This is a genomic window from Pseudomonas sp. TUM25319, from assembly GCF_056388475.1.
Genome location: NZ_CM150751.1, coordinates 1,533,678 through 1,559,429, shown reverse-complemented (window position 1 = coordinate 1,559,429; position 25,752 = coordinate 1,533,678). Strand labels below are relative to the sequence as shown.

The 25,752-nt window shown below is 63.0% G+C and carries 24 protein-coding genes and 1 pseudogene; 8 read left to right on the top strand and 17 right to left on the bottom strand.

Translation table 11 applies throughout. From position 1 onward, the window contains the following. Window positions 1-190: 190 nt before the first annotated feature. Complete coding sequence (gene leuA, locus AC05QJ_RS07190) at window positions 191-1,864, top strand: 2-isopropylmalate synthase (RefSeq protein WP_476746216.1); 1,674 nt, start codon at window positions 191-193, stop codon at window positions 1,862-1,864. A gap of 484 nt (window positions 1,865-2,348) precedes the next feature. Here leuA and AC05QJ_RS07185 read toward each other — a convergent pair whose 3' ends face one another. The 13 genes from AC05QJ_RS07185 to AC05QJ_RS07125 are packed head-to-tail and all read right to left on the bottom strand — an operon-like array spanning window position 2,349 to window position 14,678. Then, window positions 2,349-2,594, bottom strand: coding sequence for a DUF2274 domain-containing protein (locus tag AC05QJ_RS07185; RefSeq protein ID WP_000108283.1), 246 nt, complete (start codon window positions 2,592-2,594; stop codon window positions 2,349-2,351). Beyond that, window positions 2,591-3,871, bottom strand: coding sequence for a TraB/TrbI/VirB10 family type IV secretion system protein (locus tag AC05QJ_RS07180; RefSeq protein WP_003092274.1), 1,281 nt, complete (start codon window positions 3,869-3,871; stop codon window positions 2,591-2,593). Before AC05QJ_RS07180 ends, AC05QJ_RS07185 begins: the two co-directional genes overlap by 4 nt. A 2-nt stretch (window positions 3,872-3,873) precedes the next feature. Continuing rightward, window positions 3,874-4,866 (bottom strand): P-type conjugative transfer protein TrbG, encoded by a 993-nt coding sequence (gene trbG, locus AC05QJ_RS07175; RefSeq protein WP_000776560.1) that lies wholly within the window; start codon window positions 4,864-4,866, stop codon window positions 3,874-3,876. Then, complete coding sequence (gene trbF, locus AC05QJ_RS07170; protein ID WP_001211312.1) at window positions 4,863-5,567, bottom strand: conjugal transfer protein TrbF; 705 nt, start codon at window positions 5,565-5,567, stop codon at window positions 4,863-4,865. The genes trbG and trbF overlap by 4 nt, the downstream gene beginning before the upstream one ends. 18 nt (window positions 5,568-5,585) lie before the next feature. Further along, window positions 5,586-6,953 carry a P-type conjugative transfer protein TrbL gene (trbL, locus tag AC05QJ_RS07165; RefSeq protein ID WP_023093366.1) on the bottom strand — a complete coding sequence of 456 codons (1,368 nt, stop codon included), beginning with the start codon at window positions 6,951-6,953 and terminating at the stop codon, window positions 5,586-5,588. Next, window positions 6,950-7,276 (bottom strand): hypothetical protein, encoded by a 327-nt coding sequence (locus AC05QJ_RS07160; RefSeq protein WP_014603538.1) that lies wholly within the window; start codon window positions 7,274-7,276, stop codon window positions 6,950-6,952. The genes trbL and AC05QJ_RS07160 overlap by 4 nt, the downstream gene beginning before the upstream one ends. A 12-nt stretch (window positions 7,277-7,288) precedes the next feature. After that, window positions 7,289-8,032, bottom strand: coding sequence for a P-type conjugative transfer protein TrbJ (trbJ, locus tag AC05QJ_RS07155; protein WP_003092277.1), 744 nt, complete (start codon window positions 8,030-8,032; stop codon window positions 7,289-7,291). Beyond that, window positions 8,029-10,479 carry a conjugal transfer protein TrbE gene (gene trbE, locus AC05QJ_RS07150; RefSeq protein WP_000933135.1) on the bottom strand — a complete coding sequence of 817 codons (2,451 nt, stop codon included), beginning with the start codon at window positions 10,477-10,479 and terminating at the stop codon, window positions 8,029-8,031. The genes trbJ and trbE overlap by 4 nt, the downstream gene beginning before the upstream one ends. 12 nt (window positions 10,480-10,491) lie before the next feature. Then, on the bottom strand, window positions 10,492-10,761 hold the full coding sequence (locus AC05QJ_RS07145; protein ID WP_003092280.1) for a VirB3 family type IV secretion system protein: 270 nt from the start codon (window positions 10,759-10,761) through the stop codon (window positions 10,492-10,494). After that, window positions 10,758-11,144, bottom strand: coding sequence for a TrbC/VirB2 family type IV secretion system protein (locus AC05QJ_RS07140; RefSeq protein ID WP_000150010.1), 387 nt, complete (start codon window positions 11,142-11,144; stop codon window positions 10,758-10,760). Before AC05QJ_RS07140 ends, AC05QJ_RS07145 begins: the two co-directional genes overlap by 4 nt. Then, entirely contained in the window at window positions 11,141-12,211 is a 1,071-nt protein-coding gene (gene trbB, locus AC05QJ_RS07135) for a P-type conjugative transfer ATPase TrbB (RefSeq protein WP_023093367.1), read from the bottom strand. The genes AC05QJ_RS07140 and trbB overlap by 4 nt, the downstream gene beginning before the upstream one ends. Next, window positions 12,208-12,684, bottom strand: coding sequence for a ribbon-helix-helix protein, CopG family (locus AC05QJ_RS07130; RefSeq protein ID WP_000085131.1), 477 nt, complete (start codon window positions 12,682-12,684; stop codon window positions 12,208-12,210). The genes trbB and AC05QJ_RS07130 overlap by 4 nt, the downstream gene beginning before the upstream one ends. After that, window positions 12,681-14,678 carry a conjugal transfer protein TraG gene (locus AC05QJ_RS07125; protein ID WP_001163195.1) on the bottom strand — a complete coding sequence of 666 codons (1,998 nt, stop codon included), beginning with the start codon at window positions 14,676-14,678 and terminating at the stop codon, window positions 12,681-12,683. Before AC05QJ_RS07125 ends, AC05QJ_RS07130 begins: the two co-directional genes overlap by 4 nt. Window positions 14,679-14,983: 305 nt before the next feature. Between AC05QJ_RS07125 and AC05QJ_RS07120 the strand changes: the two genes are divergently transcribed. The 3 genes and pseudogenes from AC05QJ_RS07120 to AC05QJ_RS07110 all read left to right on the top strand — a co-directional run. After that, on the top strand, window positions 14,984-15,889 hold the full coding sequence (locus AC05QJ_RS07120) for a LysR family transcriptional regulator (RefSeq protein WP_023093368.1): 906 nt from the start codon (window positions 14,984-14,986) through the stop codon (window positions 15,887-15,889). A 281-nt stretch (window positions 15,890-16,170) separates the two neighbouring features. Beyond that, window positions 16,171-16,701 (top strand): SRPBCC family protein, encoded by a 531-nt coding sequence (locus tag AC05QJ_RS07115; RefSeq protein ID WP_000043569.1) that lies wholly within the window; start codon window positions 16,171-16,173, stop codon window positions 16,699-16,701. Between the two features lie 101 nt (window positions 16,702-16,802). Next, window positions 16,803-16,982, top strand: a pseudogene (locus AC05QJ_RS07110) (integrase core domain-containing protein); the annotation flags it as partial. A 228-nt stretch (window positions 16,983-17,210) separates the two neighbouring features. On the opposite strand, the gene AC05QJ_RS07105 reads toward AC05QJ_RS07110, so the two are convergent. From AC05QJ_RS07105 to AC05QJ_RS07090, 4 genes are all read right to left on the bottom strand, one after another. Then, entirely contained in the window at window positions 17,211-17,528 is a 318-nt protein-coding gene (locus tag AC05QJ_RS07105) for a DMT family transporter (protein WP_000539741.1), read from the bottom strand. 58 nt (window positions 17,529-17,586) lie between these two features. After that, the gene (locus tag AC05QJ_RS07100) at window positions 17,587-17,850 is read right to left on the bottom strand and encodes an EexN family lipoprotein (RefSeq protein ID WP_000717310.1); all 264 of its coding nucleotides are present in this window, start codon (window positions 17,848-17,850) and stop codon (window positions 17,587-17,589) included. Between the two features lie 32 nt (window positions 17,851-17,882). Continuing rightward, entirely contained in the window at window positions 17,883-18,788 is a 906-nt protein-coding gene (locus AC05QJ_RS07095) for a LysR family transcriptional regulator (RefSeq protein WP_000405670.1), read from the bottom strand. A gap of 93 nt (window positions 18,789-18,881) precedes the next feature. After that, window positions 18,882-20,285, bottom strand: coding sequence for an efflux transporter outer membrane subunit (locus tag AC05QJ_RS07090; RefSeq protein WP_000078291.1), 1,404 nt, complete (start codon window positions 20,283-20,285; stop codon window positions 18,882-18,884). A 100-nt stretch (window positions 20,286-20,385) separates the two neighbouring features. Here AC05QJ_RS07090 and AC05QJ_RS07085 point away from each other — a divergent pair, with 100 nt between their 5' ends. The 4 genes from AC05QJ_RS07085 (at window position 20,386) to AC05QJ_RS07070 (ending at window position 25,747) form a co-directional block, all read left to right on the top strand. Next, complete coding sequence (locus AC05QJ_RS07085) at window positions 20,386-21,027, top strand: TetR/AcrR family transcriptional regulator (RefSeq protein WP_024944154.1); 642 nt, start codon at window positions 20,386-20,388, stop codon at window positions 21,025-21,027. Then, the gene (locus AC05QJ_RS07080; RefSeq protein WP_003092290.1) at window positions 21,024-22,190 is read left to right on the top strand and encodes an efflux RND transporter periplasmic adaptor subunit; all 1,167 of its coding nucleotides are present in this window, start codon (window positions 21,024-21,026) and stop codon (window positions 22,188-22,190) included. The genes AC05QJ_RS07085 and AC05QJ_RS07080 overlap by 4 nt, the downstream gene beginning before the upstream one ends. A 24-nt stretch (window positions 22,191-22,214) precedes the next feature. Then, window positions 22,215-25,319, top strand: coding sequence for an efflux RND transporter permease subunit (locus AC05QJ_RS07075; protein WP_003092293.1), 3,105 nt, complete (start codon window positions 22,215-22,217; stop codon window positions 25,317-25,319). Between the two features lie 80 nt (window positions 25,320-25,399). Beyond that, complete coding sequence (locus AC05QJ_RS07070) at window positions 25,400-25,747, top strand: DMT family transporter (RefSeq protein WP_038421338.1); 348 nt, start codon at window positions 25,400-25,402, stop codon at window positions 25,745-25,747. The last annotated feature ends 5 nt before the right edge of the window (window positions 25,748-25,752 follow it).

Here is a 25,752-nt window from a genome sequence, read left to right as displayed (position 1 = left end):
TGCCATCTTTCACCCCACTGGTTAGGGTTGAGGGCATGAAAACCGCCAAAACCCTCATCCTGCTCCGCCAACACCGCAGCCTCTGCCTGGTCAGCGCACGACTACCAGGCTGAATCGCGTCGCCTCGCCCCCTCCAAAAAATTCGTATTCGGCAGGCCCGTTCCAGGCCGCATCAAACAGGATTGCTCTGATGACCATGCTCAAAGACCCTTCGAAGAAGTACCGTGCCTTCCCGACCATCGACTTGCCCGACCGTACCTGGCCGTCGAAGACCATCACCGCAGCGCCGATCTGGTGCAGCTCCGACCTGCGCGACGGCAACCAGTCGCTGATCGAGCCGATGGACTCGGAGAAGAAACTGCGTTTCTGGAAGACCCTGGTCAGCGTTGGCGTGAAAGAAATCGAAGCGGCCTTCCCGTCTGCGTCGCAGACTGACTTCGACTTCGTGCGTACCCTCATCGAGGATGGCCACATCCCGGACGACACCACCATCCAGGTCCTGACCCAGGCCCGCGAAGACCTGATCTCGCGCACCTTCGAGTCCCTGCGTGGCGCCAAGAAGGCCATCGTCCACCTGTATAACGCCACCAGCCCGTCGTTCCGCCGCATCGTCTTCAACCAGGACAAGCAAGGCGTGAAGGACATCGCGGTAAACGCGGCCAAGCTGTTCGTCAAATACGCGGCCCAGCAGCCGGAAACCCAGTGGACCTTCCAGTACTCGCCGGAAACCTTCAGCGCCACTGAAATGGAATTCGCCAAGGAAGTCTGCGACGCGGTGATCGAGGTGTGGAACCCGACGCCTGAGCACAAGATCATCCTCAACCTGCCGGCCACCGTCGAAGTCTCGACGCCGAACGTCTACGCCGACCAGATCGAGTGGTTCTGCCGCAACGTCAGCCGTCGCGACAGCGTGATCATCAGCCTGCACTGCCACAACGACCGTGGCACCGGCATCGCTGCCACCGAACTGGGCCTGATGGCCGGTGCCGACCGCGCCGAAGGCTGCCTGTTCGGCAACGGCGAGCGTACCGGCAACGTCGACCTGGTGACCCTGGCCCTGAACCTCTACACCCAAGGCATCGACCCGGAGCTGGACTTCTCCGACATCGACGGCGTGCGCAAGGTGGTCGAAGAGTGCAACCAGTTGCCGGTGCACCCGCGTCACCCGTATGTCGGCGACCTGGTTCACACCGCGTTTTCCGGTTCGCACCAGGACGCCATCCGCAAGGGCTTTGCCCAGCAGAAGGAAGGCACGCTGTGGGAAGTGCCGTACCTGCCGATCGACCCGGCCGACATCGGCCGCAGCTACGAGGCGGTGATCCGCGTCAACAGCCAGTCCGGCAAGGGCGGTATCACCTACCTGCTCGAACAGGAATACGGCATCAGCCTGCCACGTCGCATGCAGATCGAGTTCAGCCAGGTCGTCCAGGGTGAAACCGACCGCCTGGGTCTGGAAATGACCGCCCAGCAAATCTACAACCTGCTGCACCGCGAATACCTCCAGGCCAACGCGCCGTATGCGCTGGTCAGCCATCGCCTGCAGGAAGAAAACGGCCACAGCGCCGTGGAAGTGGAAGTCGCCGGTGAAGGCGAGACCACCCTGCACTGGCGCGGCAAGGGCAACGGCGCCCTGGAAGCCCTGGTAGCCGGCCTGCCGGTATCCGTGGAAATCATGGACTACAACGAACACGCCATTGGCGCCGGCACCAATGCCAAGGCCGCGGCGTACATCGAACTGCGCGTTGCCGGTGGCCGTCCGGTCCACGGCGTGGGCATCGACGAAAACATCACCACCGCCAGCTTCAAGGCGCTGTTCAGCGCGCTGAACCGCTCCCTGAGCCAGCAGTCGGCGAAGGCGGCGTAAGCCCCGCTCGCTGAACCCGAAAGCCCGCCTGGCAACAGGCGGGCTTTTTTATTGCCTGGGAGATCGCATCGCCGGCAAGGCCGGCTCCCACGGGTACTGTGCAGGAAGTCCACCTTGTGGGAGCTGGCCTTGCCAGCGATGGCGCCGGATCAGGCAATGCCCACAGCTGGAGAGCGCTCGAAATCCGGGCAAAAAAGTGCCGGTGTCAATTCTTTCGCGCAAATCAAGAAGGACTTGAAACCGTATATGGGACAGTAGGTTAGCTCCTTTCGGGGCCGCTTAGAAGAAGAGCGGCGTTGTCGGCTAGGAGCGACATAGGAGCGTTGGGAGAGAAAGCCGCATCGCACTGTGTAGTGCTGGATTGCCGAGGAACGGCGGGCCTGTCGCATCATCATAGCCCAACAGGCTCGGCGGCATCCAGAATGAAGAACGCGCAGCCTGGGCTGCGCGTTCGATGGATGCCGTTGAATAGCATGCGGTGCAATCATGGCGGCTTCGGTGGTGTGCTGCGGGTCGCCGTGCCCTTCCTGAATCCTCGATCCCCCGCCATGAACGCTTCCAGCATATGCGGGATCAGCGTCGCCGCATCAACGGCCTCGCCATACGCCTGCGCGTGTAGCGCGGCGTAGCGGTCGAGGTCGACTTTCAAGCTGGTCGGGCAAACGAAAGTCAGCTTGGTGCTCTCGGTCTTCGGCAGCGGGCCGAGCCGCAGCTTCTTGGTCGTGCTCATCGTGAAGTCCCCCGGTTGAAGAACAGCGGCTGGTACGGCCGCAGCACCAGATCCCGGTTGACGATGATGCGAACCGGCAGGCCCGGCCGTTGCGTTAAGGTCGGCTGGATGTTGAGGTTGCGCCGGGTCATCTCCTGGCCGACCTGATTGATGCTGTCCTGCGCGCTGTCGCGCCCAGCGATGATGACGCGATCACCATCCTGCCGGTTCTCCGGCGCGGCCAGCTCGGCACCGACGCCCAGCAGCGTGGTGAGTGCCGCACCGGCAAAGATGCGGCCCCAGTGGTAGTCCACATCGTCCTCCAGCCCGGCATAGCCGGCTGGGTCGGTGCCGGCCAGGTTGTCGAGCGTGAGCGAAGACGTGTCCGGCAGGATGATCCGGTTCCAGACGACTTGAACGCGGCTCTGCCCGTAGCTGACCTGGCTGTTGTATTTGCCCAGGATGCGCGAACCCTGCGGAATCAGCAGGAAGCGCCCGGTGGCTGTGTCATAGACCGGCTCCGTCACCGTGGCGATCACGTCGCCGGGCAAGTCCGACTTGATGCCCGTCACCAAGGCACCTGCGACCACTGTTCCGGCCATAACCTGATACGGCGAAATTGGCAGAGTCAGATTGCCGGAATTACGGGTTTCAGTGGGGCCAGCTTTCATGAAAGCCTCTTTCTGGTCTTGCCGGTTTTGCACCGCTGTCGGGTCAGCAGGTTGGGCCGCCGTGGAGGCCGGCCCGGCCGCCAGCGGGTCAAACGCCGCATTGGCGGCGAAGCCCGGCGCAGCGGCCACCTGTGTCTGCGCTACCGGCGCCGCATTCTGCCCACCCGAGCGGAAGAACACGGACGAGGCCGCGGCCGCCTCGGCTTCTTTTCGCAGGGCATCGTTCGGGTCGTGACCGGGGGCCGCGTAGGCAGCCGTCGCCGGTTGCTGCGACTTCACGATAGCCGGGCCAAGATCGCCCGGCAGCGGTGGCCCTAGTTCGGGAACGGCAGGCAGCAACGCCGGCGGCAGCTTGGAATAGTCCGTCGGCAGCGCATCCAGTCCTTCCGACTTTGACACGCGATCGACGTTGTAAAGCTCGGTCTGCTCGCCTGTGCTGCGTCGATGAGGTTGCAGCGACCACATCAGCGCGCCGAGCACGGCGACCGCTAGGACGCCGGCAAGGATGGCCAGCGAGCGCCGGTTCAGGCGTGTGACTGGACGCGGCTGGGCGCGCAGCGCCACTGCCTCCGGCGCCACCTTGTCCGCCTGCGGCGCGGCAAGGTCGGGAGTGTCATCCTGGCTCATGGTCAGTTCCTCCGTGCAACACCATCGGTGCGCTCGATCCGCACCACGTCGCCGCCATCGCCGCCCAGCCGCAGTTCGGCCGCGCCGAACAGGCGATCCACGACGTAGTACGGCGAGCGAAAACGGTAGTTCACCAGTTGCCCGTCGCCCTGCGCGCCGATGACAAACAGCGGCGGCAGCTCGCCCTGGGCGATGCCCGGCGGGAACTGGATATAGACCTTCTCTCCATCATCGAAGGCGCGCAGAGGCTTCCACGGCGGGTTGCTGCCCGATACCGCGTAGCGGAAGCGGATCTTGTCCAGCGACAGGCCCGTATCGACAGGCGTTGTTGCCTGCGCTGCCTGCGCCTGGCGCTGCAACGCGAGCATTCGGTCTTTCGGATAGTCCCAGGACACCGACGCCATCCATGCCCTCTCGGTCGAGGTCAGCTCCAGCAGGTAGGTGCGCCGACTGGTGGTGATGACGAGATTGGTTTTCAGACCGGAGCGGATAGGCTTGACCAGCACATTGACGCGCAGATCGGCCCCGCCGCCGCTGGACGTGTCGCCCACGATCCAGCGCACGGTATCGCCGGCGGCGACCGTTACCAGTTCCTCGCCCGGTTGAAGCGAAACCACCGTCACGCGCCCCGGCGACGCATAGACCTGATAAAGCGCGCCATCGGTGAACGGCCACACCTGAATCGCGTTGACGTAGCCCTCACGGGTAGGCGCGATACGCGCTTCTGCATTGGCACGGGAAACGCGCACCTTTTCGTCGGCCGGCTCCGGCGCAACGGGGGCCTCATCGAGTTCCGGCAGGGGCTTCAACTGCGCCGGCAGCGCCAGCGGTTCAGGGACGGCGACGACTTCGACGGGCTTGGGCGGTTCGGGCAACGGCTGGGCCAGCACCGTCTCGTCGAGCGAGATGGATGGCGGCGGCTTCCCCTGCGAGGCGCAGCCCGCGAGGGCCAGCAGCGTCAAAGGAACAACGTAAAGGCGGAAACGAAGTTTCATGGTTTGGCTCCTTCGGAAGAATCCAGTTCGCGGCTCCATGACAGGCCGTTGACGTAGATACCCAATGGGTTCTTGAGCAGGCGCTGTTCAGTACGCGGGGTTTGCAGGACGGTCGAAAGCACGGCGTTCCAGCGTTCGGTGCCGGCGGGCGCACCGTTGACATAGCGCTGCTCTGTCCAGCGCACGTTGAAAGACGTGTCGCTCGCGCGAACCACGCTGGTGATTTGCACCGTTACCGATTCCTTGCCGATGCGGGCGAATGGGTCATTGGTGCGGGCGTAGTCGTTGAGCACCGCCGCGCCCTTGTCGGTGGTGTAGTCGTAGGCATCGAGCCAGTTCTGCCGCACCACGATGGGGTCGATGGACAGCGAGCGAACCAGCGTCACGAAGCGCGCCAGGTGGTGCGCGATCTGCGCGTCGCCGGGCCGGTACGGCGTGGCGGCCTCTCCCACGGCGCGCACCTGCCCGGCTTGATCGACCTCGATGACATAGGGCGTCACGATGGACTGCGCCGAGCGCCACACCAGGCCGCCGGCCATCAACAGCGCGAGCACTAGGCAGCCGAAGGCCATCAGGCGCCAATTCTTCGCCTGCACGCGGGCGGAGCCGATACGGTCGTCCCACACCTGGGCGGCGGCTTGATACGGGGTGGCAGGCTGCGGCGTATCGGCGTAGCGCACCTGCGGTCGTTTGAATCGCATGGGTGTTCTCCTTGAAGGTTAGGTATCGGAATCCCGCAGGCTCGGGCCTTGCCCGGAGCCGCCGCCGTCGCCGCCGCGCAGCGTGTGGGCGGCAGTGGTCGCGGCATGGGTAGCCTGCTGGCGGCGGTGCATCCGCTTGGCCCAGGCCGGTTGCTGTTGCTTCTGCGAGCCTGCGGTGCCGTCTGCGGTCTGGCCGGGGCCAGCACCGTCGCTGCCGGCTTCTGTGCCGTTCCAGCCAGCGCGGAAGGAGTCGGCCACCTTCTGCCCAACAGCGGAAGCACCAGAGGTGACGCTGCGGCCTGCGGCTTGTGCGCCAGTCTTGGCGACATTGCCGAGGCCAGCCGCCGCGCCCTTGGCACCGCCGCCGGCCGCAGCGGAACCGGCCTGGAACGCCGATCGGGCACTGCCGGCCGCCGAAGTCGCGGCACGCGCACCGGCACCGGCCAGCTTTGCGGCCGCCGGGGCCATTCGTGCCCCGGCCATGACGGCGCCGCCCACGCCCGTTACGGCGGCGCCGATGGCAACGCCGGTGCCGACAGCCCCGACCGCAGCACCAGCCATCGCGCCCGCACCAAGCTGTGGCGCACCGGACACCAGGCCGGTGGCGATACCGGGGCCGAAAATGCCCAGCGCCAGCAGCGCGAGCGAGGCCAGCATCACGACCAGCGCGTGGTCGATGGATGGTTCGTCGGGATGCACCTGGAACTCGGCGAACAGGCCTGAACCGATGCCGACGATGACGGCCAGCACCAAGACCTTGATGCCTGACGACACCACGTTGCCTAGCACCTTTTCCGCGAGGAACGAGGTCTTGTTCCAGAGTGCAAACGGGATCAAGACGAAGCCGGCGAGCGTAGTCAGTTTGAACTCGATCAGCGTGATGAAAAGCTGTACGGCCAGCACGAAGAAGCAGAGGATCACCACCAGCCAGGCGATGAACAGAACCACGATAGGGTCGATGTTCACGAACACCTCGGGGAACCCAGCCATGTCCCCGATCTGTTCCAGAATCGGCGCGGCTGCGTCGATGCCGGTCTTCGCCAGCCGGCCCGGCTGAAGGAAGTTCTCCATCGTGATGGCCGAGCCGGTAGCGGTAATTCCCAAGCCGGCGAACGAGCGGAACACGATGCTCGCCAGCCAGTTGAAGTTGCCGATGATGTAGGCGAACGCGCCGACACAGAGCACCTTGCGCAGCAGCTTGGCGATCACGTCGTCGCCCTGGCCGGTGGCGTGGCTCATGGCCCAATACAGGCCAGCGATCGTCATGTCGATGACGATGAGCGTGGCGGTGAGAAATGCCACTTCGCCCTGCAATAAGCCGAAGCCCGAGTCGATGTAGCGCGAGAACGTATCGAGGAAACGGTCGATGATGGTCACGTCGTTCATGGCGAATCCTCGGGCGGAGTGAGCGGAACGGCGCCCTCTGGCAATTCATCTGCGGGCGTATCGAAGCTCGGCGGAATCGGCGGGAGTTCAGCCAGCGAGTTGTATTCATCCGGCCCGGTATGGCCGGCGAAGAAGCGCCGCCGGAAGGCTTCAGCGGCGGCGCGGCAGGCATCCTCGCCCACGGCCTGCCGGTCGGCCGCGCATTGCCCGCGCAACGCCTTGAGCCGCACCGGATCTGCGGCCAGGGCGTCGGCCAGGTTCTCGGCCGGCTGCTGGCCGCACGCGGTCAGCAGCACGGCCATCAGGACGGAAGCGCATCGCATGGCCGCCTCCGGTCAGTTGTTATAGAAGTTGACGGACTGCGGCGTGTACGGCGTGCCGGTGCCCAGAAAGCGCCGCCGCACTTCGCGGGCGCGCTCCATAGCCGCCGCTTGCCGCGCCAGTTCCAGTGAAGCGGCCCGGTCTTGCGTGATCTGGAGCTGCTGCGCCTGGATCGACTGCTTGGCCTGCAAAGCCAGGAGCTGGTTCGTCGCCTGCATCGCTTGCAGCGCGCCGGTGGCCGACTGGCTCTGGCTCACGAGATCGGCCAGCGCGCTTTCGTCTTGGGCGAGGTTCTGCGACACCTGCGCCTGCATCCGCATCGCGGTGTGCAAGCCGTTCAAGGTGTTCTGCCAGCGTTCGCGGGCGTCCTGTGCCATGCGGTCGCCGCTGATGGTGGCGGCGTACTGTTCCGGGTACAGGCGGGCGAACGTGGCATCCATGCTCTGCACGTCGTAGGCCAAGCCGCGCGCCTCGGCGATCAGGCGCTCGGTGGTGGCGAGCGTCGAGCGCAGGCGGTTGACGATGTTGAAGTCGAGATTTGCCAGGTTCCTGGCCTGGTTCATCAACATCTGCGCCTCGTTCTGAAGCTGGTTGATCTGGTTGTTGATCTGTTCCAGCGTGCGCACGGCGGTCAGCGTGTTCTGCACGAAGTTGGACGGGTCGAACACCGTCAGCGCGGATGCGGGCTGCACGGCCAGCAGCGATACCGACAGCACGGCAGCGAGTGAGACAGAGAGCAAACGGGGCTTGGTCTTCATGGTGAAACCTCCAGCGGTTGAGAAGCGAGAAAGGAAGCTGCCGCCGGAGCGGACGGCAGCAGGTCGGCGGCCCAGCCGAGGCCGCGATGGCGCAGCCACGCGCCGGCGAAGCCGGGAGCGCCGGCCTGCGTCAGCACGCGGTCAATATCGCGTTGGTCTTGAGGGGTGGATGCGCCCGCGAATGCGAGCGCGACAGGCCCCAGGTCGAGGTCGAACAGGCGATTGCCGAGGCGCGACTGGTAGTAGTAATCGCGCTTGGGCTGTGCGGTCGCCACGATCTCAATCTGGCGGCTGTTCAAGCCGAAGCCTTCGTAGATCGTGCGAATCTGCGGCTCGGTGGCCTGCGGGTTAGGTAAGAAGATCCTGCTCGCGCAGCTTTCGATGATGGCTGGCGCGATGGTCGAGTCCTTGATGTCGGCCAGCGACTGCGTGGCAAAGATGACGCTGACGTTCTTTTTTCTGAGCGTCTTGAGCCATTGCCGGATGCGGGCCGCGAAGGACGGCTCATCGAGGAACAGCCACGCTTCATCGAGGATCAGCAGCGTGGGCGCGCCGTCAAAACGTTCGTCGAAGCGGGCGAACAGGTAGCGCAGCACTGCTTGCACGGCGGCGGGGCTGTGCATCAGTTCTTCCATCTCAAAGCCCTGCACGTCGGCCATGCCCAGCCGGTCGTGGTCAGCGTCCAGCAGCTTGCCGTGGGCGCCGCCCAACACATAGGGCGCGAGCGCTTGGCGCAGCGCGTTGGACTGCAATAACACCGACAAGCCGGTCATGGTGCGCTGCTCCACTGGCGCACCGGCAAGGCTTCGCAGCGCCGACCAAATGGCAGCCTTCTCGTCCGGGCCGACCGTCACGCCTTCGTGCAGCAGCCGGCCCTCCACCCATTCGGCGGCCCAGGTGCGGTAGCCCTCGTGGGCTATTCGCGCGAGTGGCTGGAAGGCGATGCCGCCATCGGCACCGAGGTCGTAGTGCTCACCGCCAAGGCCGAGGATGGTGGCGCGCATCGAGCGCCCCATGTCGAAGGCGAAGATCCGCGAGCCGAAGTAGCGCCGGAACTGCATGGCCAATATGGCGAGCAGCACCGACTTGCCCATGCCGGTCGGCCCGGCGACAAGGGTGTGCCCCACGTCGCCGATGTGCGTCACCAGCCGGAACGGCGTCGCGCCATCGGTGCGGGTGACGATCAGCGGCGGGCCATCGAGGTGTTCGTTCTTCTCCGGCCCAGCCCATACCGCTGACATCGGCATCATGTGCGCCAGGTTCAGCGTCGAAACGATGGGCTGACGCACGTTCGCGTATGCGTTGCCGGGGACGGACGACAGCCAGGCATCGACTGCGTTGAGGGTTTCGGGGATGGTCACGAAACCCCGGCCCTGGATGACGCGCTCCACCATGCGCAGCTTCTCGTCGGCCACGGCCGGGTCGGCGTCGAGCACCGTCACCGTGGCGGTGAGGTAGCCGAAGGCGACTTGATCGCTGCCCAGCTCCTGCAAGGCGGCATCGGCGTCGGCGGCCTTGTTGCTGGCATCGGTATCGACCAGCGGGCTTTCCTGCTGAAAGATCGTTTCGCGCAGCAGCGCGATGACGTTCTTGCGCTTGGCGAACCATTGGCGCCGCAAGCGCCCCAATTCCCGTTCCGCCTCGGCTTTGTCCAGGCACAGGAAGCGCGTACTCCAGCGATACGCAAAGCCCAGGCGGTTGAGGTCGTCCAAGATCCCCGGCCAGGTCGAGGTCGGGAAGCCTCGTACCGACACCACGCGCAGGTGCTGATCGCCCAGCATGGGCGCCAGGCCGCCGACCAGCGCGGCATCGGCCAGCAGTGCGTCGATATGGAACGGCACGTCGGGCACGCCGACGCGATAGCGCCGCGTGGAGACTGTGGCATGCAGGTAGGTCAGCGTCTGGCTATCGTCCAGCCAGGCAATCTCCGGCATCACACCATCGAGCAGGTCGAACACGCGATCGGTCTCTGCCACGAAGGAATCAAGCCGACCACGCCAGTCCACACCCTCAGTGGGCCGGTTCTCGTACAGCATCCCAGCCGCACGGGCGCGAGACTCTTGCGGCGGTAGGTGTTGCAACGTGAAGTGATAGACGCTCTCGAAATGGCCATCCGACTCCTCGAACGCCGCGCGTCGCTCCTCATCCACCAGCCAGGACAGTGGTTCGGGAAAGGAGGATTGCGGATAGCTCGATGCCCGCATCCGCTCGGCCTCGATATAGAAGGCCCAGCCAGACCCGGTACGGCGAAGCGCGTTGTTCTGCCGCGCCGACGTGGCAATCAGCTCGCCCTGTGTCGCACTGTCCAAGTCGGGGCCGCGAAACTGGAACGTGCGTTGAAACGAACCATCTTTGTTCAGCACAACGCCCGGCGCGACCAGCCCGGCCCAGGGCAGCCAGTCGGCAAGCAAGGCCGGGCGCTGACGATATTCGGCAAGGTTCAGCATGGCGTCCTCCCCTCACACGTCCAGAAGCGGGCGGTGTTTGATATGCCGCGCGAAGACCTGCATGAACTGCGGATCGACGCGCGCACCCCATACGGCCAGCGAGTGGCCGACGATCCAGAGCACCACGCCGGGAATCCACAGTTGCAGGCCCAGCCCGACGGCGGCGGCTAGCGTGCCGTTGGCAATCGCCACGGTGCGCGGCGCACCGCCCAGCAGGATCGGCTCGGTCAGCGAGCGATGCAGCGGCACTTCAAAGCCCGGAAGATCGGTGGCCTTACTCATACGACGGCCCCTCCGGAGAAGCTGAAGAACGACAGGAAGAACGAGGACGCGGCGAACGCGATGGACAGGCCGAACACGATCTGGATCAGCTTGCGAAAGCCGCCGCTGGTATCACCGAACGCCAGCGCAAGCCCCGTCGAGATGATGATGATCACCGCCACGATCCGGGCGACTGGCCCTTGGATGGATTCGAGGATGGAGGTCAGCGGCCCTTCCCACGGCATCGAGGAACCGGCGGCCTGCGCCGTGCCCGCCAGCAACAGCATCAGCGCGGCCAGCAGCAGCCCTTGCCCTGCGGGACGGGCCAGGTGGCGCAGCCGCGCCATGCTGGACAGGCGAGAAATAGGATTTACGGAAAGACGGAAAGCATCAACGTGCGTCATGGCAGTTCTCCAGGTTGGTCAGGGGTCGAGGAAGGCGCAGCGGCAGCGGCTGCAAGAGGAACCGGCGGCAGCTCGGGAAACGGCGTTTCCAGCGCATCTGTCAGGCGATAGCCCGCACCGTCGAAGCCGACGACACGGGAGATGGTTTCGACGTGACGTTTGCGGCCACGGCCTGCGATGTGAATCACCACGTTGACCGCCTCGGCGATCAGGGCGCGGGGCGGATTCACTGCCACTTCGAGGATCAGTTGCTCCAGACGCAGCAGTGCGCCCAAGGCGGAGCCGGCATGGATGGTGGCAATGCCGCCGGGGTGGCCGGTGCCCCAGACCTTCACCAAGTCCAGGGCTTCGCCGCCACGCACTTCGCCGACGATCACGCGGTCAGGCCGCAGGCGCATCGTGGCCCGCACCAGCTCGGTCATTGTGACGACGCCGGCGCGGGTGCGCAGCGGCACATGGTCGCGGGCCGCGCATTGCAGCTCGATGGTGTCTTCGAGCACCAGCACGCGGTCGCCTGTGGCGGCGATCTCGGCCAGCAGCGCGTTCGCCAGCGTGGTCTTGCCGGTGCTGGTGCCGCCGGCGATCAGGATGTTCTGCCGCTCGCGCACGGCGCGGCGCAGGAACTCGGCCTGCCCGGCGGTCAGGATGCCGTCGGCCACGTAGCGATCCAGGCCGATGATGCTCACGGCCCGCTTGCGTAGCGCGAAGGCTGGCCCCGGGGCGGCCGGAGGCAGGATGCCCTCGAAACGCTCGCCGGTTTCCGGCAACTCGGCGGTCAAGAGCGGCTGGCCGCGATGCACCTCCGCGCCGACATGCGCGGCGACCAGGCGGATGATGCGTTCACCATCGGCCTCGGGCATCTCCACGCCCAGCGGCGAGCGACCCGACGACAGCCGATCCACCCACAGGGTGCGATCGGGGTTGAGCATGATTTCCACAACATCCGGATCTTCGAGCGCAGCGGCGATCAGCGGCCCCATCGCCGTGCGCAGCATCTGGATGCGGCGATCCTGGGACGCCGCGGCGGATGAGCGAGATTCAGGCGGAATCTGCGGAACGGCACTCATGACGCACGCTCTGCAGCTCGCTCATCGGCGGACGCCATCGCTGCTGCGTCATCCATCCGCATCGGATCGGGGTGCAGTTCCTCCACCACGTCGCGCACCAGACTGCGGCCACGCAGCAGGTGGCGACCCAACTGCTCGACGAACTGCTCGAAGCGCGCTTTGCCCTGGGCGCGGGCCGCGTCCTTGTGGGCTTCTGGCACCGGCGTGCTGATGGTCAAGAAATAGCGGATGAACAGCGCCAGCGTTTCGATCTGGATGTTCTGGTCGCGCTCCATGCGTTCGGTCTGCCGCGACAGTCGATCCAGCCGCTTGGCAATGGCGGCCTCACGCTGGTCGCCCGCATCGGGTGACAGCCAGGACGCCAAGGCCGCTGCGACGATGGAGGACTTGGACACGCCTTTCTTGGCGGCAAGTTCATCCAGGCGCTTGGCGTGCTCGGGCTGGATGAAAAGATTGAGGCGGTATTGGCTCATAGGTCGATTCCGTCGTTGGGGTCGAGAGAAGCCAGCCGGGCCGTGCGCTGCATGGCCGGGTCGAGCTGGCCGGGAAGCGGGAGCGCCAGGTCGTCGTCATCGAGCAGCTCCAGGTCGTTCGCACACGCGTCCAACTCGGGCTCGTAGGCGACGGTTTCGGAGAGTTCGAGCTGGCGGCGCGGGCCGCCGTCATCGGTGCCGCCCGGACCATCGGCGGATACCGAGGTCGGCGCCGTAGGTACGGCCGGGATCGCCAAGCCGCTCCAGTCGTCGGGGCGGGCTGGCGGCGCGTCGGCGTACCTCCCGACTGCGAGCACGGGCGGTGGCAGGACGCGATCCTTGAAATTGGCGTCGACGTAGTAACGCAGCTTCTTCGCGCGGATCGGGGCAACGCTGGACACCATGACTACGGCGTCCTCAGGTGGAAGCTGCATCACCTCGCCGGGCGTCAGCAGCGGACGTGCAGTTTCCTGACGCGACACCATCAGGTGCCCCAGCCACGGAGCGAGGCGGTGGCCCGCGTAGTTGCGCTGCGCGCGAAGCTCGGTGGCGGTGCCGAGGGTTTCGGAAATCCTTTTCGCCGTCCTTTCGTCGTTGGTGGCGAAAGTCACCCGGACATGGCAGTTGTCGAGGATGGAATGGTTCTGCCCATACGCCTTGTCGATCTGGTTCAGGCTTTGAGCGATGAGAAAGCTGCGGATGCCGTAGCCGGCCATGAAGGCAAGCGCGGACTCGAAAAAATCGAGGCGACCCAGCGCCGGAAACTCGTCCAGCATCAGCAGCAGCTTGTGCCGGCGCGCGATGCCATCGCTGCCGTCGAGCGATTCGGTCAGCCGCCGCCCGATCTGGTTCAAGATGAGCCGGATCAGCGGCTTGGTGCGGCTTATGTCGGAGGGCGGCACCACCAGATAGAGCGATACCGGGTGCTCGGCGGAAATCAGGTCGGCGATGCGCCAATCGCAGCGCGATGTGACTTCGGCCACGGTCGGGTCGCGGTACAGGCCGAGAAACGACATGGCGGTGGAGAGCACGCCCGATCGCTCGTTGTCCGACTTGTTGAGCACTTCGCGGGCAGCGGATGCGACAACCGGGTGAGGCGCATCGCCCAGGTGCTTCGTCGTCATCATCCGGTGCAGCGTCAGCTCGAACGGACACGCCGGGTCGCTGAGGAAGTTGGCGACGCCGCGCAGCGTCTTGTCCTCGCCTGCGTACAGAACATGCAAGATTGCACCGACCAGTAGCGCGTGGCTGGTCTTCTCCCAATGATTGCGCTTCTCTAACGCACCTTCAGGGTCAACCAGAATGTCGGCGATGTTCTGCACGTCGCGCACTTCATGTGCGCCGCGCCGGACTTCAAGCAGCGGGTTGTAGGCGGCCGACTGCCTATCGGTGGGGTTGAAAAGCAGGCAGTGCGAAAAGCGCGAACGCCAGCCCGCCGTGATCTTCCAGTTCTCTCCCTTAATGTCGTGAATGACGGCGGACGCCGGCCACGAAAGCAACGTAGGCACCACCAAGCCCACGCCCTTGCCCGAGCGCGTGGGTGCGAAGCTCAGGACATGTTCCGGCCCCTCATGTCGGAGGTATTGGTCGTCGTGTTGGCCGAGGAAGACGCCCGCCGGGAGGGTCAGTCCAGCTTTGCGGATGTCGACGGCATCGGCCCAGCGTGCCGAACCATAAGTCGTAACCAGCCGCGACTGCCGAGAACGCCATACCGACATGGCGATGGCGACGAGTAAAGCGAACAAACCGCTACCACCCGCAATCGCACCGCCTGTGTCGAAGACGTGCGGCGCGTAGGCATCAAAGAAGAACCACCATTCGAACAAGCGCCACGGGTGATAAACCGGTACACCTAGAAGATCGAACCAGGGCGATCCGAGGCGTACTTGATAGCCAAGGGTCGCTGCTGTCCATTGTGTGGCGCCCCAGACGCCGGCGATCACGATGCCGATTACCACAGCGATCTGGCCGAACAGAACGTTCGTCCCTTGCATGACCTGTCCTCCGATTTCTCCTGCGCTGGTGTCTCATTGAAAGCGTTGCACAGGGGGTGTCGCAGGCGTCAGGATCGGTTCTGGGCTAGTGCCGGTCAAAGACCGTTCGCAGCACAATGGTCGAGGGAAAAGAAAGAATGAGCGCGGTGGCGAGTCAAAGAAAAGCGCCGCAAGCGAAAGCGCACTGCGGCGCATACAGAGTTCCAAGCAAGTTACCCAAAAAAAGCCGTCAATGGGCCTTGCTTCCACTCATAGGCAATATTTAGATATCATGAAAAACGATGATATTTAAGATTGGAATAAAAATGAAAAATATCAAGAGTATGGATCTCAACTTGCTCAAGGCGCTGGACGCATTGTTAGACGAACGCAATGTGACACGGGCGGCGGCCCGTCTGGGACTAACCCAGCCGGCCTTGAGTGGCATGCTGACGCGGTTGCGCGAGAGCTTCGGTGACCCGCTTTTCGCGCGCTCGCAGCGGGGTATCGTTCCAACGCAGCGGGCGCTGGATCTAGGGATGCCTGTCAAGCAGGTGCTCGCCGAAATCGACGCGCTGCTCCAGCCACCTTCCTTCAATCCGGCCACCGCACAACTGACCTTCTCCATCGCCGCGACGGACTATGCGCTGCGTGCCGTTGCTGTCCCATTTCTATCGGCACTTAAACGGCACGCACCGCGTGTACGAGTCTCATTAGTGCCAGTCGAGAGCGGGCAGCTACAGAACCAGCTTGAGCGCGGTCAGATCGATTTAGCCCTCCTGACGCCAGAGATCACTCCGCCAAATCTGCATGCCCGAGAGCTGTTCAAGGAACACTATGTGTGTGTCCTGCGGGAAGACCATCCTGCGGCTATGGGGCGCAAGCTGACCGTTAAACAGTTCTGTGCTCTCGACCATGCGCTTGTTTCCTACGATGGTGGAGGTTTCCGCGGCGTCACCGACGATGCGCTAGAACAGTTGGGCAAACGACGCAGCGTCACACTGTCGGTCAAGAGCTTTCTGATCTTGCCAGACATCCTGCGTGCCAGTGACATGGTTGCGATCTTGCCGAGCCGCTTGGTCGCCGGTATGGACAAGCTGGCTATCTCCCTGCCGCCGGTGAAGATACCGGGGTTCACCAAGACGGCTGCTTGGCACGAACGCACCCATCACGATCCAGCACATCGCTGGATACGAGCACTGCTGTTCACTTCCTGTGCTAACAACAAGTAGGCAAGATCGCTCCTATCGTCATGCTCAGCACAACTCTACCTCGCACTACAAATAAGCAATCAGTCGGCTCAATTGGAGACGCGCCCTTTCGTAGCGCCGCTGCGAGATAGCCTAGTCGGTGGATGGCAGAACCTAGGCCTTGATATCATATTTTATGATATCAAAAATAGAAACTTAGGATTTCACTTATTGCAGATGGAGGCTCATGATTTGCTCCATGACCACTTGAATGACGCAGCCACCCCTGTTGCGTCATCGACATTTTGTGAAGGAGCTTCGATATGAGCAAGCAACAGAACGCCATCCTCTGGCCCGAAGGCTACACGCCGGGCTTTACTGAGAATTTCGCCTCCAATGAGATCATCGCCGCCGGCTTGAGCGCGGCCGACGTATGGCCTCTACTCGTCACACCATCGCTGTGGCCAAGCTACTACGCCAACTCGGCTAACGTGTGCTTTCATGACGGCAAAGGCCCGGTACTGGCCGACGGCGATCGGTTTTACTTCGAGACCTTCGGCTTCCCGGTAGAGGGGCAGTGCAACGAATACGTGCCACCTGCGGATGGGCAACCCGGCCGCGTGGCCTGGCACGGCTGGTCCGGCGAGGAAGGCACAGATACGCGCCTGGATGTGCATCACGCCTGGCTGGTTGAGAACCTGGACGGCAGGCGCGTGCGCATCCTCACGCAGGAAACTCAGAAGGGCAAACCGGCCGAGGAGCTGCACAACGCCAAACCCAACCCGATGATCAACGGCCATCAGGACTGGCTCGACAGCTTGGTCGAGGCAGCGCGCAAAGCCAAGCAGGCGTAGTGGTCTCCGGCCGCTTGATCCCAAGCGTCTGAACGGAGAAAACCATGATGAGAACTCCCCTCAGGATTCTGCTGGTCCTGACTTCGCAGGCAACGATGGGCGACGAACTGCTCAACCGCGAATGGTTCCGCAGTCGGACCGAAGCGAAGGTGCTGATCGAACGTTGGCGACAGTTCTACAACGAGCAGCGGCCGCATAGCGCGCATGCTTACAAACCGCCGGCGACGATCCGGCGCAACTGGATCCAATCCGATAGCATCCCCTCCGAACTCACTGCCTGACTGGCTACAAAGTTCGTACTCAGGTCACCTTGGCGCAGGCACTGAAGGTGGAGCCACCCGGAATGGGTGCTCCCACCGCCTTACGCGCACTGGCTCGAACTCTCCCGAGGCGCCGGCAAGCTCGTCACATAGCGACTAGAGAGAGGAGGTGACCGTACGAGTTCCCAGCGCCCGATCCACTCTGGGAGCTGGGTCGCCTAGCGACTACGCTACCAATGGAGCTAGCGATCAACTCGATAACTTGAGCGTGATAACGCCCAGGATGATCAACGCCACGCCAAGGTATCGCATCAGGGAGGTTGGGTCGCCATAGAAATGAATTCCGACTAAGAAAGTTCCCGCCGCTCCGATACCCGTCCACACCGCATAAGCAGTCCCAATCGGTATCTGACGCTGAGCAAGCCATAGGAAGGCGCCGCTAATTGTCATGAAAGAGACGGCTACTGCGACCCCACTCCAACGCGATGTTGGCTCTTGCGCCATTTTCAGCCCGACCGGCCATCCGATTTCAAACAATCCAGCCAAAACAAGATAGATCCAACCCATTGCGATTCTCCTTCAAATTTTTCATATCCGGCATACATACTCCGGCATGACCACCAGCTTAGAACTTCGGCGGCTCTTTAGGCGTGGTGTGGGGCACATCGCCATCTTCGTAAAAGCGCTTTCGCGTAGCCTCGGCAACCCGGTTACATAGTTGGTCGCCCAGCATTGGTCGATCCAACTTGCATTGCTTGCGCAACTCTTTCAGACGCTCAGGATTGAGCGCTAATTCATCGACTGTCGGAAGGTTGGCTTTATCTGGTTTCCCAGATGGGCTGCAGGCTGCCAATGTCGAGGAAAGCAATATGAGAGCAATCTTCTTCATGGTTAATTTTCTTTGGGAGATTGTGTGATGGTTTACCGCCGACCTTTGGCATCTGGAGATTTGATCGAATGAACGCGTTCCATGAAGCGAGTCAGCATTTCTGACGGCTCGCTGGCCGGCCGTAGTAGATAGGTCGTGAGCATTGGCGAACGTCCAGTCAGCGGCCGTGCGACCACCCCCTGTTCCCTGCTGGCTGTGATATGCGCGCCTCCTGTGAGGCCTAGTGCAAGTCCCGCCGAAACCAGGACCATCATTAGATCGCTGGAAGTCACGCGTTCGGCAATCAGTGGCTCTATGTCCACGCGACGTAGCACCCGTTCAACTTGCCGAGCATGGCCCTCACACGCCACCGCGTCGCAGAGCACCAGCGGATACCGCAACAGCTCTTCTAGGGGAATCTGTTTGTGGGATAGCAAGGGGTGCCGTGCGGGCACAGCTACCATCAGAGGGTCACTCCACACCGGCACGGCGATGATGCCTTCGCCGACTTCATCCGATTGAGCGAAGCCGAGATCGTACAGTTCGCCACACAATCCCTTGATTTGCTGTGCCAAAGGCACCTCGAAGAAGCGAACTTCCACTTCCGGCTCTTCCTGCCGGCAGAGCGCCAACAACGCAGGCAGGCGCGATGGCGTGATTCCATCAGACAATGCAATACGGAGCTGGCAATGAAAGCCATTGGCTGCGGCGTTCACACTGTCGCGCGCCTGCTGCAAAGCTGCGAAGACACGCGGCACGCTCTCAAAGAAGAGCCTGCCCGCACGAGTCAAGCGGGTGCTCCGAGTGGTTCTCGCAAATAGCGCTACGCCCAACTCTTCCTCAAGTTCCTTGATGGCGCGCGACAGCGGCGATGTCTCTATGTGGAGGCGCTCTGCGGCTCGGGCAAAGTGCAGCTCCTCTGCCACCGCCAGAAAGTAGCGCAGGTGTCGAATTTCCATGTTCGCATTCCTCATCACTCAGGCCTCACCACCTTCGCCTTGCGTCACGCTATTTAGCTAGCCTTCGCAAGCTGCTCCAGCATGTTTCTGCGATCAAACAGGAGAGCCGGATAATGCTTTTGCCAGGACGCCCCATTGCATGGCTGTCTCGGCCCGCGTGCGGATCAGCGAAGCCTGCGCTGACAGCACCCCGGCCTCAGCCTCGGCCACCACCGTGGCGTCCACTTGTCCCGCCTCGAACAGACGTCGGCTGCGATCGAGCTGACGCTCCGCGACTGCGACACCCTCGGCCTGATGCTCCAGTGCTGCGTGCTGCGTATGCCAACCGAGATATGCGTTCTCTACGTCCTGCAAAGCACTCAACAAAGTGCGCTCGAACTCCGCACGGGCAGCTCGGCTGCGCGCCTCTCCGGTCTCGATGCCGGCACGGATCGCGCCACCATCGAAGATCGGCAACGACACCCCGGCCCCAAGTGAAAAAATGTTTCCAGTGATGCGGGTTCCCACACTCTCTACGCGCTGCCGTCCGCCGCTCAGGTCCAACACCAGCCTGGGGAAGCGTTCGCCTTCGGCTGCGTTCCAGCGCGCGGTTTCGGCGGCGAACTTCGCTTCGGCGGCGCGCACGTCGGGCCGCTCACTCAGCAGGTCCGCAGGTATGCGTGTCGGTGTCCAGTCCGGGACGGCGAGCGACGCAAGAGTTGGGGAAGCTGCAGGCGCTCCGGGCGTTTGTCCCACTAGTACATCGAGTGCATGCGTCGCCTCGCCGCGCGCACGCCGCAGTTGCTCTTGCTCCACGCGCAGTGCGACGACGCCGGCGCGGGTACGCTCGATGTCGAAGCCGGTAGCTTGTCCGGCCTCGAACTTCCGTTGCATCAGCAAGACGAGTCGTTCTGCGGATGCCAGCCGCGCCGCGGCTAGCGCTTCGAGCTCACTGGCTTGGCGCTGCTGCACAGCCGCCGACACTGTTTCAAACGCGACCTGCCACCGCGTGGCAACCCACGCTTGTTCGGCTGCCACCGCATCCAGGCGCGCACCTTCTGCTGCCTGCGAAAGCCGTCCCGACAGGTCTGCCTCCCACGATGCGGACAACGTGGCGCGGCCATCATTGCCGATTGCAACGTTCTCTGAATAGTCGCGTCCTCGAGTTGCCTGCGTGCCCGCGGACAACGAGGGGAGCAGGGAGGCCCGTGCTCGCCGCGTGGCGGCCGATGCCTCGTCCACGCGCGCTCGCGCAATCGTCAGTTCGGTATTGCGCTCCAGCGCCGCCCGGACCAAGGCATTGAGGTGCGGATCGCCGTAGGCCGTCCACCAATCGACGGGAAGAGTACGGCGGGACGATTTGTCCAAGATGCCTTCACCTCCCTCTTCATTTGAGAAATGGGCCGGTACATCCAGGCGAGGTGGATCGGCAGAGTGCGGGGCATGGCTGCAGGCCGCAAGAAGCAGTAGCGGAGAAATCATGGCAATGAGGCGATAGCGTTCAAGAATTTGAGACATGGCAGCTCCTTGCGCTCCGAAAAAGTCTTGACGGACTGTTGTATGGCTTCTACTATACCGTCTGGACTGTATATGACTCAAGCTTTTTTGGAGCACGACCATGCCGCCCCGCGCGAAAACAAAGTTGCCCCCCCCGTCCACTGCCCATAGCAGCGCCGATGCGCAGCCCGGCCTCCAGCAAGGAGCCCAGCGAACTCGCGACCGCATCCTGCAGGCCGCCCGCGAACTGGTGCTGGAGGAAGGTGCCAGTCGCTTGACACTGGACGCCGTCGTTGTGCGGGCCGGGTTGAGCAAAGGGGCGTTTCTCTATCACTTCAAGACCAAACGCGATTTGTTCGTGACACTGATCGACGAGATGATCCGGGCGTTCGACGCGGTACAAGCCAATCACGAGCGCAGGTTTGCCGGAGATCCGGACCCCTGGCTGTCGAGCCAGGTGGAAGCGATGCCCGACGACGAGATGCAGAAGATGGGCGCAGCGCTGCTCGCGGCAGCTGCGGAAGATCCAACACTTCTCGACCCACTGCGCGAGTGTTACCGCGTGCAGTACGAACGCGTGCGTCGATCCCCGCGTGGCACCGAGACCGCGGCACTCATCATGCTGGCATTGGATGGCGCCCTGTTCGCCGATCTTCTGGGTTTGCCAATACTCGCACCCGCAGAGCGGCGGCATTTCTTTCGGGCGCTCCAGGATCTCGCCTCGGGCCATCTCGAACTTGTCCCGGCAAAAGGACGCACATGAGTCGCGTCCGTAGCGGTGTCATGACCGCGTGCGCACCGCGCTCCTTGGCGGTTGCTTGCACACTATCCATTTCGACTCTGCTCTCAGGGTGCGGAAACTCGCAATCCACCGTATCCGAGCCTCCGCGCGCAGTGAAGCTCGCCGCCGCGCAGTCGGATCTCCCGCATAGCTCTCGCATCGAATTGACTGGCTCGGCGCGAGCAACCGAGCGCAGCATCCTAGGATTTGAAACAGGAGGACGGATCGCCAAGTTGAACGTCGACGTGGGTGAACGGTTCTCCCGCGGCCAAGTCCTGGCAGAACTTGATGCGCAACCTGACCGGCTTCGCGTGACACAAGCGCAAGCATCCCTGGCGGCCGCCGAAGCCGGCCTGATGGATCGACGTGTACAGACAGATCAACAGCGCCGGTTGCTCGAAAGCGAAGTCATCTCCCCTGCTGCGTTCGAGAGCGCGAAGGCGCAGCTAGCGGTCGCAGAGGGTCAAGCGCGCACTGCCAAGGCGGCGCTTGGCCTGGCCGAACGAGCACAACGTGGCACGATGATCGTCGCTCCTTTCGATGGTGTCGTGGCGGAAAAGCTGGCTTTGGCGTTCACCGACATTGCTGCTGGTGCGCCGGTATTTCAGGTCGACGGCGTGCGCAGTGGCACTGAGATCATCGCGAACGCGTCTACTACACAGGCACCTCACATAGATGTCGGCCAACGCGCAGAACTGAGCTGGAGCGGAGCCGAACAACCAATCCGAGCGGTGGTACGTCGTGTCGGTCTGCGCGCCGAAAATGGCTCGCTCCTACCCGTGGTGCTAGTGCCTGAAGATAACGCGCAAGCGCGCGCACTTCGGCCAGGTATTCCCGTACAGGTCGTGCTCGACGCACCTGCGGCAACCTCCAAGACCTCTCGGCCCGAGACTGTATCCATACCTTATGCCTCGCTGGTGCTCGGCACGAAGCCGGGCGAGGCTTCCGTCTTCGTCTACACCCCTGAAGATAAGAAGGTGCACCGTCGCGCGGTGCGCTTCACGCCGGTACAGGAAGGAGACAGCGCGCGCGTCCTCGCTGGACTCAAGCCCGGCGAGACGGTGGTTGCCGCCGGAGGAGGATGGCTCACCGATGGACAGCCAGTGACACCACTGGAAGCCACCACTCAATTGACCAAGCGCTAACGCGATCCACCAGGTTACTTCATCATGAAGATCACCGAGATGGCGCTGCGCGCCAGTCGACTTACCTACTTTGTAGCGCTCATCATTTTCGTCGCCGGCATCGCGACCTTCCTGAATTTTCCTTCTCAGGAGGAGCCGACTGTCACGGTCCGCGATGCGATGGTCACGGCGTTGAACCCGGGGCTGCCCGCCGAACGCGTTGAGCAACTCATTGCCCGGCCGATCGAGGAGCGCTTGCGCGAACTGGCAGAGGTCAAGCGCGTGACGAGCACCGTGCGCGCAGGCAGCGCCATGATCCAGGTCACGATCTGGGACCGCTACACCGACTTGGCACCGATCTGGCAGCGCGTCCGGGCCAAGGTCGCCGATTCGAAGGATGCCTTACCACAGAGCACGATGGGGCCTTTCGTCGACGAAGACTTCGGCCGCGTCGCGGTTGCCTCGATTGCGGTCACTGCACCAGGTTACTCCATGAGCGAGATGCGCGTCGCGCTCAAGCAGATGCGCGACCGCCTGTACACCGTGCCTGGTATTGAGCGCATCACTTTCTACGGCCTGCAGGAAGAGCGCGTCTATCTCGAATTCGATCGGCCTAGGCTCGCGCGATTGGAGCTGACACCACAGGGGGTGATCGACCAACTCGTCAAACAGAACGTCGTCGCTTCGGGTGGACAAATTGTTGTCGGCGGCATCAATGCAACCTTGGCGGTCAGTGGCGAAGTGCGTGACGCTCCCTCCCTGCGAGCAATGCCGATCGCGCTGCCACGACCGCAAAGTAGTACGGCGCCCGTGCCGACGATCGCATTGGGTGAACTGGCGCAGGTGAGTGTGCGGCCAGCCGATCCGCCGGAATCTGCTGCCATCTACAAAGGCCAGCCCGCTGTCGTCATGGCGGTTTCGATGGCCTCCGGTCAGAACGTGGAGCAGTTCGGAAAAGCGCTCAAAGCACGGGTTGCAGACCAGGAGAAGCTGCTGCCGGCGGGTTTCGATCTGTCATACGTCACTTTCCAGGCCGATGTCGTCAAGCACGAGATGGGCAAAATGAACCACGTCATGATGGAGACGATCATCGTCGTCCTCGGTGTCGTCGTGCTATTTCTCGGTTGGCGCACCGGGATCATCGTGGGCATGATCGTGCCGTTGACGATCCTCAGTGCACTCATCGTCATGCGCGCGATGAACATCGAGCTTCAGAACGTCTCGATGGGCGCCATCATCATTGCGCTCGGCTTGTTGGTGGACAACGGCATTGTGATTGCCGAAGACATCGAACGCCGCCTGGCCGGTGGCGAAGATCGTAAGCATGCCTGCCTCGAGGCGGGCCGCACGCTCGCCATTCCGCTGCTCACGTCCTCGCTCGTGATCGTGATCGTGTTCTCGCCGTTCTTTTTTGGCCAGAACGCCACGAGCGAGTATCTGCACAATCTCGTGGTCGTGCTGGCACTGACGTTGTTCGCTTCGTGGCTGCTGTGCCTGACTGTCACGCCCCTATTGTGCTACCACTTCGCCAAACCCCATCACAAGCAGGAGCAGGGCGACGCCTATGACACCCGCTTCTACCGTGGCTACCGGCGCGTACTGGAGTGGGTGCTCCACCATAAGGCGGTCTATGTAGCGTCGATGATCGCGGCGCTTGCCATTGCGCTGTATGGCTTCACCACCCTGCCGTACGATTTCATGCCCAAGTCCGACCGGCTTCAGTTCCAGATTCCGGTGCAGCTCGCCCCCGGTACCGACTCGCGCGAAACGCTCGCCCGCGTGAAGCAGATCAGTGGTTGGCTGGGCGACACGAACATCAATCCAGAAGTCTCCGATCACATCGGCTACGTCGCCGATGGTGGCCCGCGCTTCATCCTTAGCCTGAATCCACCACTGCCGGCATCGAACATCGCGTACTTCGTTGTCACATTGAAGCCGAAGAGCGACATCGACGCCGTCCTCGCCCGCACCCGCAGCTACTTTGCGCAAGCACATGGCGACGTGCGCGCCGAGCCCAAGCGTTTCTCGCTCGGTGCGACCGAGTCAGGGACTGCCATTTATCGCGTCAGCGGTCCGGATGAGGAGGTATTGTTGGGGGCCGCGTCCAAAATCGAAGCAGCGCTGCGCAAGCTGCCCGGCACCATCAACGTCAAGAACGATTGGGATACGCGCGTTGGCCGCATCGACGTACGGGTCGACCAGGACCGCGCGCGTCGGGCGGGCGTGACGACTGAAGACATCGCTGGCGGGCTGGATGTCCGCTACAGCGGCAGATCGATCTCGGTTATTCGCGACGGTGACACCTCCGTCCCGATCGTCCTGCGCAGTATCGTAAGCGAGCGTCGCAGCACGGCAGACGTAGGCGCGACGCTCATCTATCCCACCAACGGCGGTCCAGCGGTGACGCTGGCTCAGGTCGCAGACGTATCGCTCGCGAGCGAGCCCTCGGTCATCCAACGGCGCAATCTCATCCGCACGATCACCGTGCAAGGACAGAACACCTCTTACACCGCCCAGGAGATCATCAACCGCCTGGCGCCTAGCGTCGCTGCCCTGGACCTGCCCGCGGGCTACTCGGTTGAACTTGGCGGCGAGATCGAGGAAGCCGCCGAATCGAACGCCGCGCTGTCGACCTACATGCCCCTCGCATTTCTGGCGATGCTGATGCTGTTCGTATGGCAGTTCAATTCTTTCCGCAAGCTCGGTGTGATCCTCGCGACGATCCCTTTCACGCTTATCGGCGTGGTATTGGCTCTGAAGCTGACCGGCACACCTTTCAGCTTCATGGCGACCTTCGGCGTACTGGCCCTGTTCGGGATCATTGTCAACAACGCCGTGCTCTTGCTGGAACGCATCGACCAGGGGCTAGCGGAAGGCCTGCCACGCCATGAAGCCTTGGTTGGGGCCGCGATACAACGGCTTCGTCCAATCGTGATGACCAAGGTCACCTGCATTTCGGGACTGGTGCCACTCATGCTCTTCTCCGGACCATTATGGAAAGGGATGGCGATCGCGATGATCGGTGGGCTGGCACTCGGAACGCTGGTGACGTTGGGCTTGATTCCGCTGCTTTACGAAGTCCTGTTTGGAATCAAGCGAATTGGGCCGTGGAACCTGAGTGTCGCCACCGCGCATGGAGATCGCTCATGAGTCTCTTGCGAGCCGCCGCGTGCTGCGCATTCTCAGAATTCGTATGCACCCACGCTTCATGCGTATGTCTCGCTAGGCTTATGCGATTCAGCACCCATCCGCTGATCTGGAAATCCTGGTCGATTGTCATTGCCGCAGGGGTTCTAGGAGCGGGCTATCCACTGGGCCTGCGGGCCATCACGGCGGGCGGTCCGATGCGCTGGGTCGGCCTCTGTGTGGCAGTGACGTGCATGGCGGCCAGCGGCGCACTTTTGTGGTTCGCGCTCAAGCGGATTCCGATCAGCGCGGCCTCTGCAGCCTGGGCAGGAATCGGGCTACTTGGAAACTTGGGCGTCGGCGCCCTCCTACTAGGCGATGTCGCATCGGTAACGCGCTGGTCTGGCACCGCCCTCATCGCAGCAGGCATTGCCTGTCTTAGTTTCGTTTGATCAAG

Excerpts from the sequence above, each read along its gene's own strand:
- AC05QJ_RS07095 (WP_000405670.1), bottom strand. The coding sequence starts at position 18,788 with ATGGAAATTCGACACCTGCGCTACTTTCTGGCGGTGGCAGAGGAGCTG.
- leuA (WP_476746216.1), top strand. The coding sequence starts at position 191 with ATGACCATGCTCAAAGACCCTTCGAAGAAGTACCGTGCCTTCCCGACC.
- AC05QJ_RS07180 (WP_003092274.1), bottom strand. The coding sequence starts at position 3,871 with ATGAGCCAGGATGACACTCCCGACCTTGCCGCGCCGCAGGCGGACAAG.
- AC05QJ_RS07105 (WP_000539741.1), bottom strand. The coding sequence starts at position 17,528 with ATGGGTTGGATCTATCTTGTTTTGGCTGGATTGTTTGAAATCGGATGG.
- trbJ (WP_003092277.1), bottom strand. The coding sequence starts at position 8,032 with ATGAAGACCAAGCCCCGTTTGCTCTCTGTCTCACTCGCTGCCGTGCTG.
- AC05QJ_RS07080 (WP_003092290.1), top strand. The coding sequence starts at position 21,024 with ATGAGTCGCGTCCGTAGCGGTGTCATGACCGCGTGCGCACCGCGCTCC.
- AC05QJ_RS07160 (WP_014603538.1), bottom strand. The coding sequence starts at position 7,276 with ATGCGATGCGCTTCCGTCCTGATGGCCGTGCTGCTGACCGCGTGCGGC.
- trbG (WP_000776560.1), bottom strand. The coding sequence starts at position 4,866 with ATGAAACTTCGTTTCCGCCTTTACGTTGTTCCTTTGACGCTGCTGGCC.
- AC05QJ_RS07185 (WP_000108283.1), bottom strand. The coding sequence starts at position 2,594 with ATGAGCACGACCAAGAAGCTGCGGCTCGGCCCGCTGCCGAAGACCGAG.
- AC05QJ_RS07130 (WP_000085131.1), bottom strand. The coding sequence starts at position 12,684 with ATGAGCCAATACCGCCTCAATCTTTTCATCCAGCCCGAGCACGCCAAG.
- AC05QJ_RS07140 (WP_000150010.1), bottom strand. The coding sequence starts at position 11,144 with ATGACGCACGTTGATGCTTTCCGTCTTTCCGTAAATCCTATTTCTCGC.
- AC05QJ_RS07100 (WP_000717310.1), bottom strand. The coding sequence starts at position 17,850 with ATGAAGAAGATTGCTCTCATATTGCTTTCCTCGACATTGGCAGCCTGC.
- AC05QJ_RS07115 (WP_000043569.1), top strand. The coding sequence starts at position 16,171 with ATGAGCAAGCAACAGAACGCCATCCTCTGGCCCGAAGGCTACACGCCG.
- trbB (WP_023093367.1), bottom strand. The coding sequence starts at position 12,211 with ATGAGTGCCGTTCCGCAGATTCCGCCTGAATCTCGCTCATCCGCCGCG.
- trbE (WP_000933135.1), bottom strand. The coding sequence starts at position 10,479 with ATGCTGAACCTTGCCGAATATCGTCAGCGCCCGGCCTTGCTTGCCGAC.
- AC05QJ_RS07090 (WP_000078291.1), bottom strand. The coding sequence starts at position 20,285 with ATGTCTCAAATTCTTGAACGCTATCGCCTCATTGCCATGATTTCTCCG.
- AC05QJ_RS07120 (WP_023093368.1), top strand. The coding sequence starts at position 14,984 with ATGAAAAATATCAAGAGTATGGATCTCAACTTGCTCAAGGCGCTGGAC.
- trbL (WP_023093366.1), bottom strand. The coding sequence starts at position 6,953 with ATGAACGACGTGACCATCATCGACCGTTTCCTCGATACGTTCTCGCGC.
- AC05QJ_RS07085 (WP_024944154.1), top strand. The coding sequence starts at position 20,386 with ATGCCGCCCCGCGCGAAAACAAAGTTGCCCCCCCCGTCCACTGCCCAT.
- AC05QJ_RS07075 (WP_003092293.1), top strand. The coding sequence starts at position 22,215 with ATGAAGATCACCGAGATGGCGCTGCGCGCCAGTCGACTTACCTACTTT.
- AC05QJ_RS07070 (WP_038421338.1), top strand. The coding sequence starts at position 25,400 with ATGCGATTCAGCACCCATCCGCTGATCTGGAAATCCTGGTCGATTGTC.
- trbF (WP_001211312.1), bottom strand. The coding sequence starts at position 5,567 with ATGCGATTCAAACGACCGCAGGTGCGCTACGCCGATACGCCGCAGCCT.
- AC05QJ_RS07125 (WP_001163195.1), bottom strand. The coding sequence starts at position 14,678 with ATGCAAGGGACGAACGTTCTGTTCGGCCAGATCGCTGTGGTAATCGGC.
- AC05QJ_RS07145 (WP_003092280.1), bottom strand. The coding sequence starts at position 10,761 with ATGAGTAAGGCCACCGATCTTCCGGGCTTTGAAGTGCCGCTGCATCGC.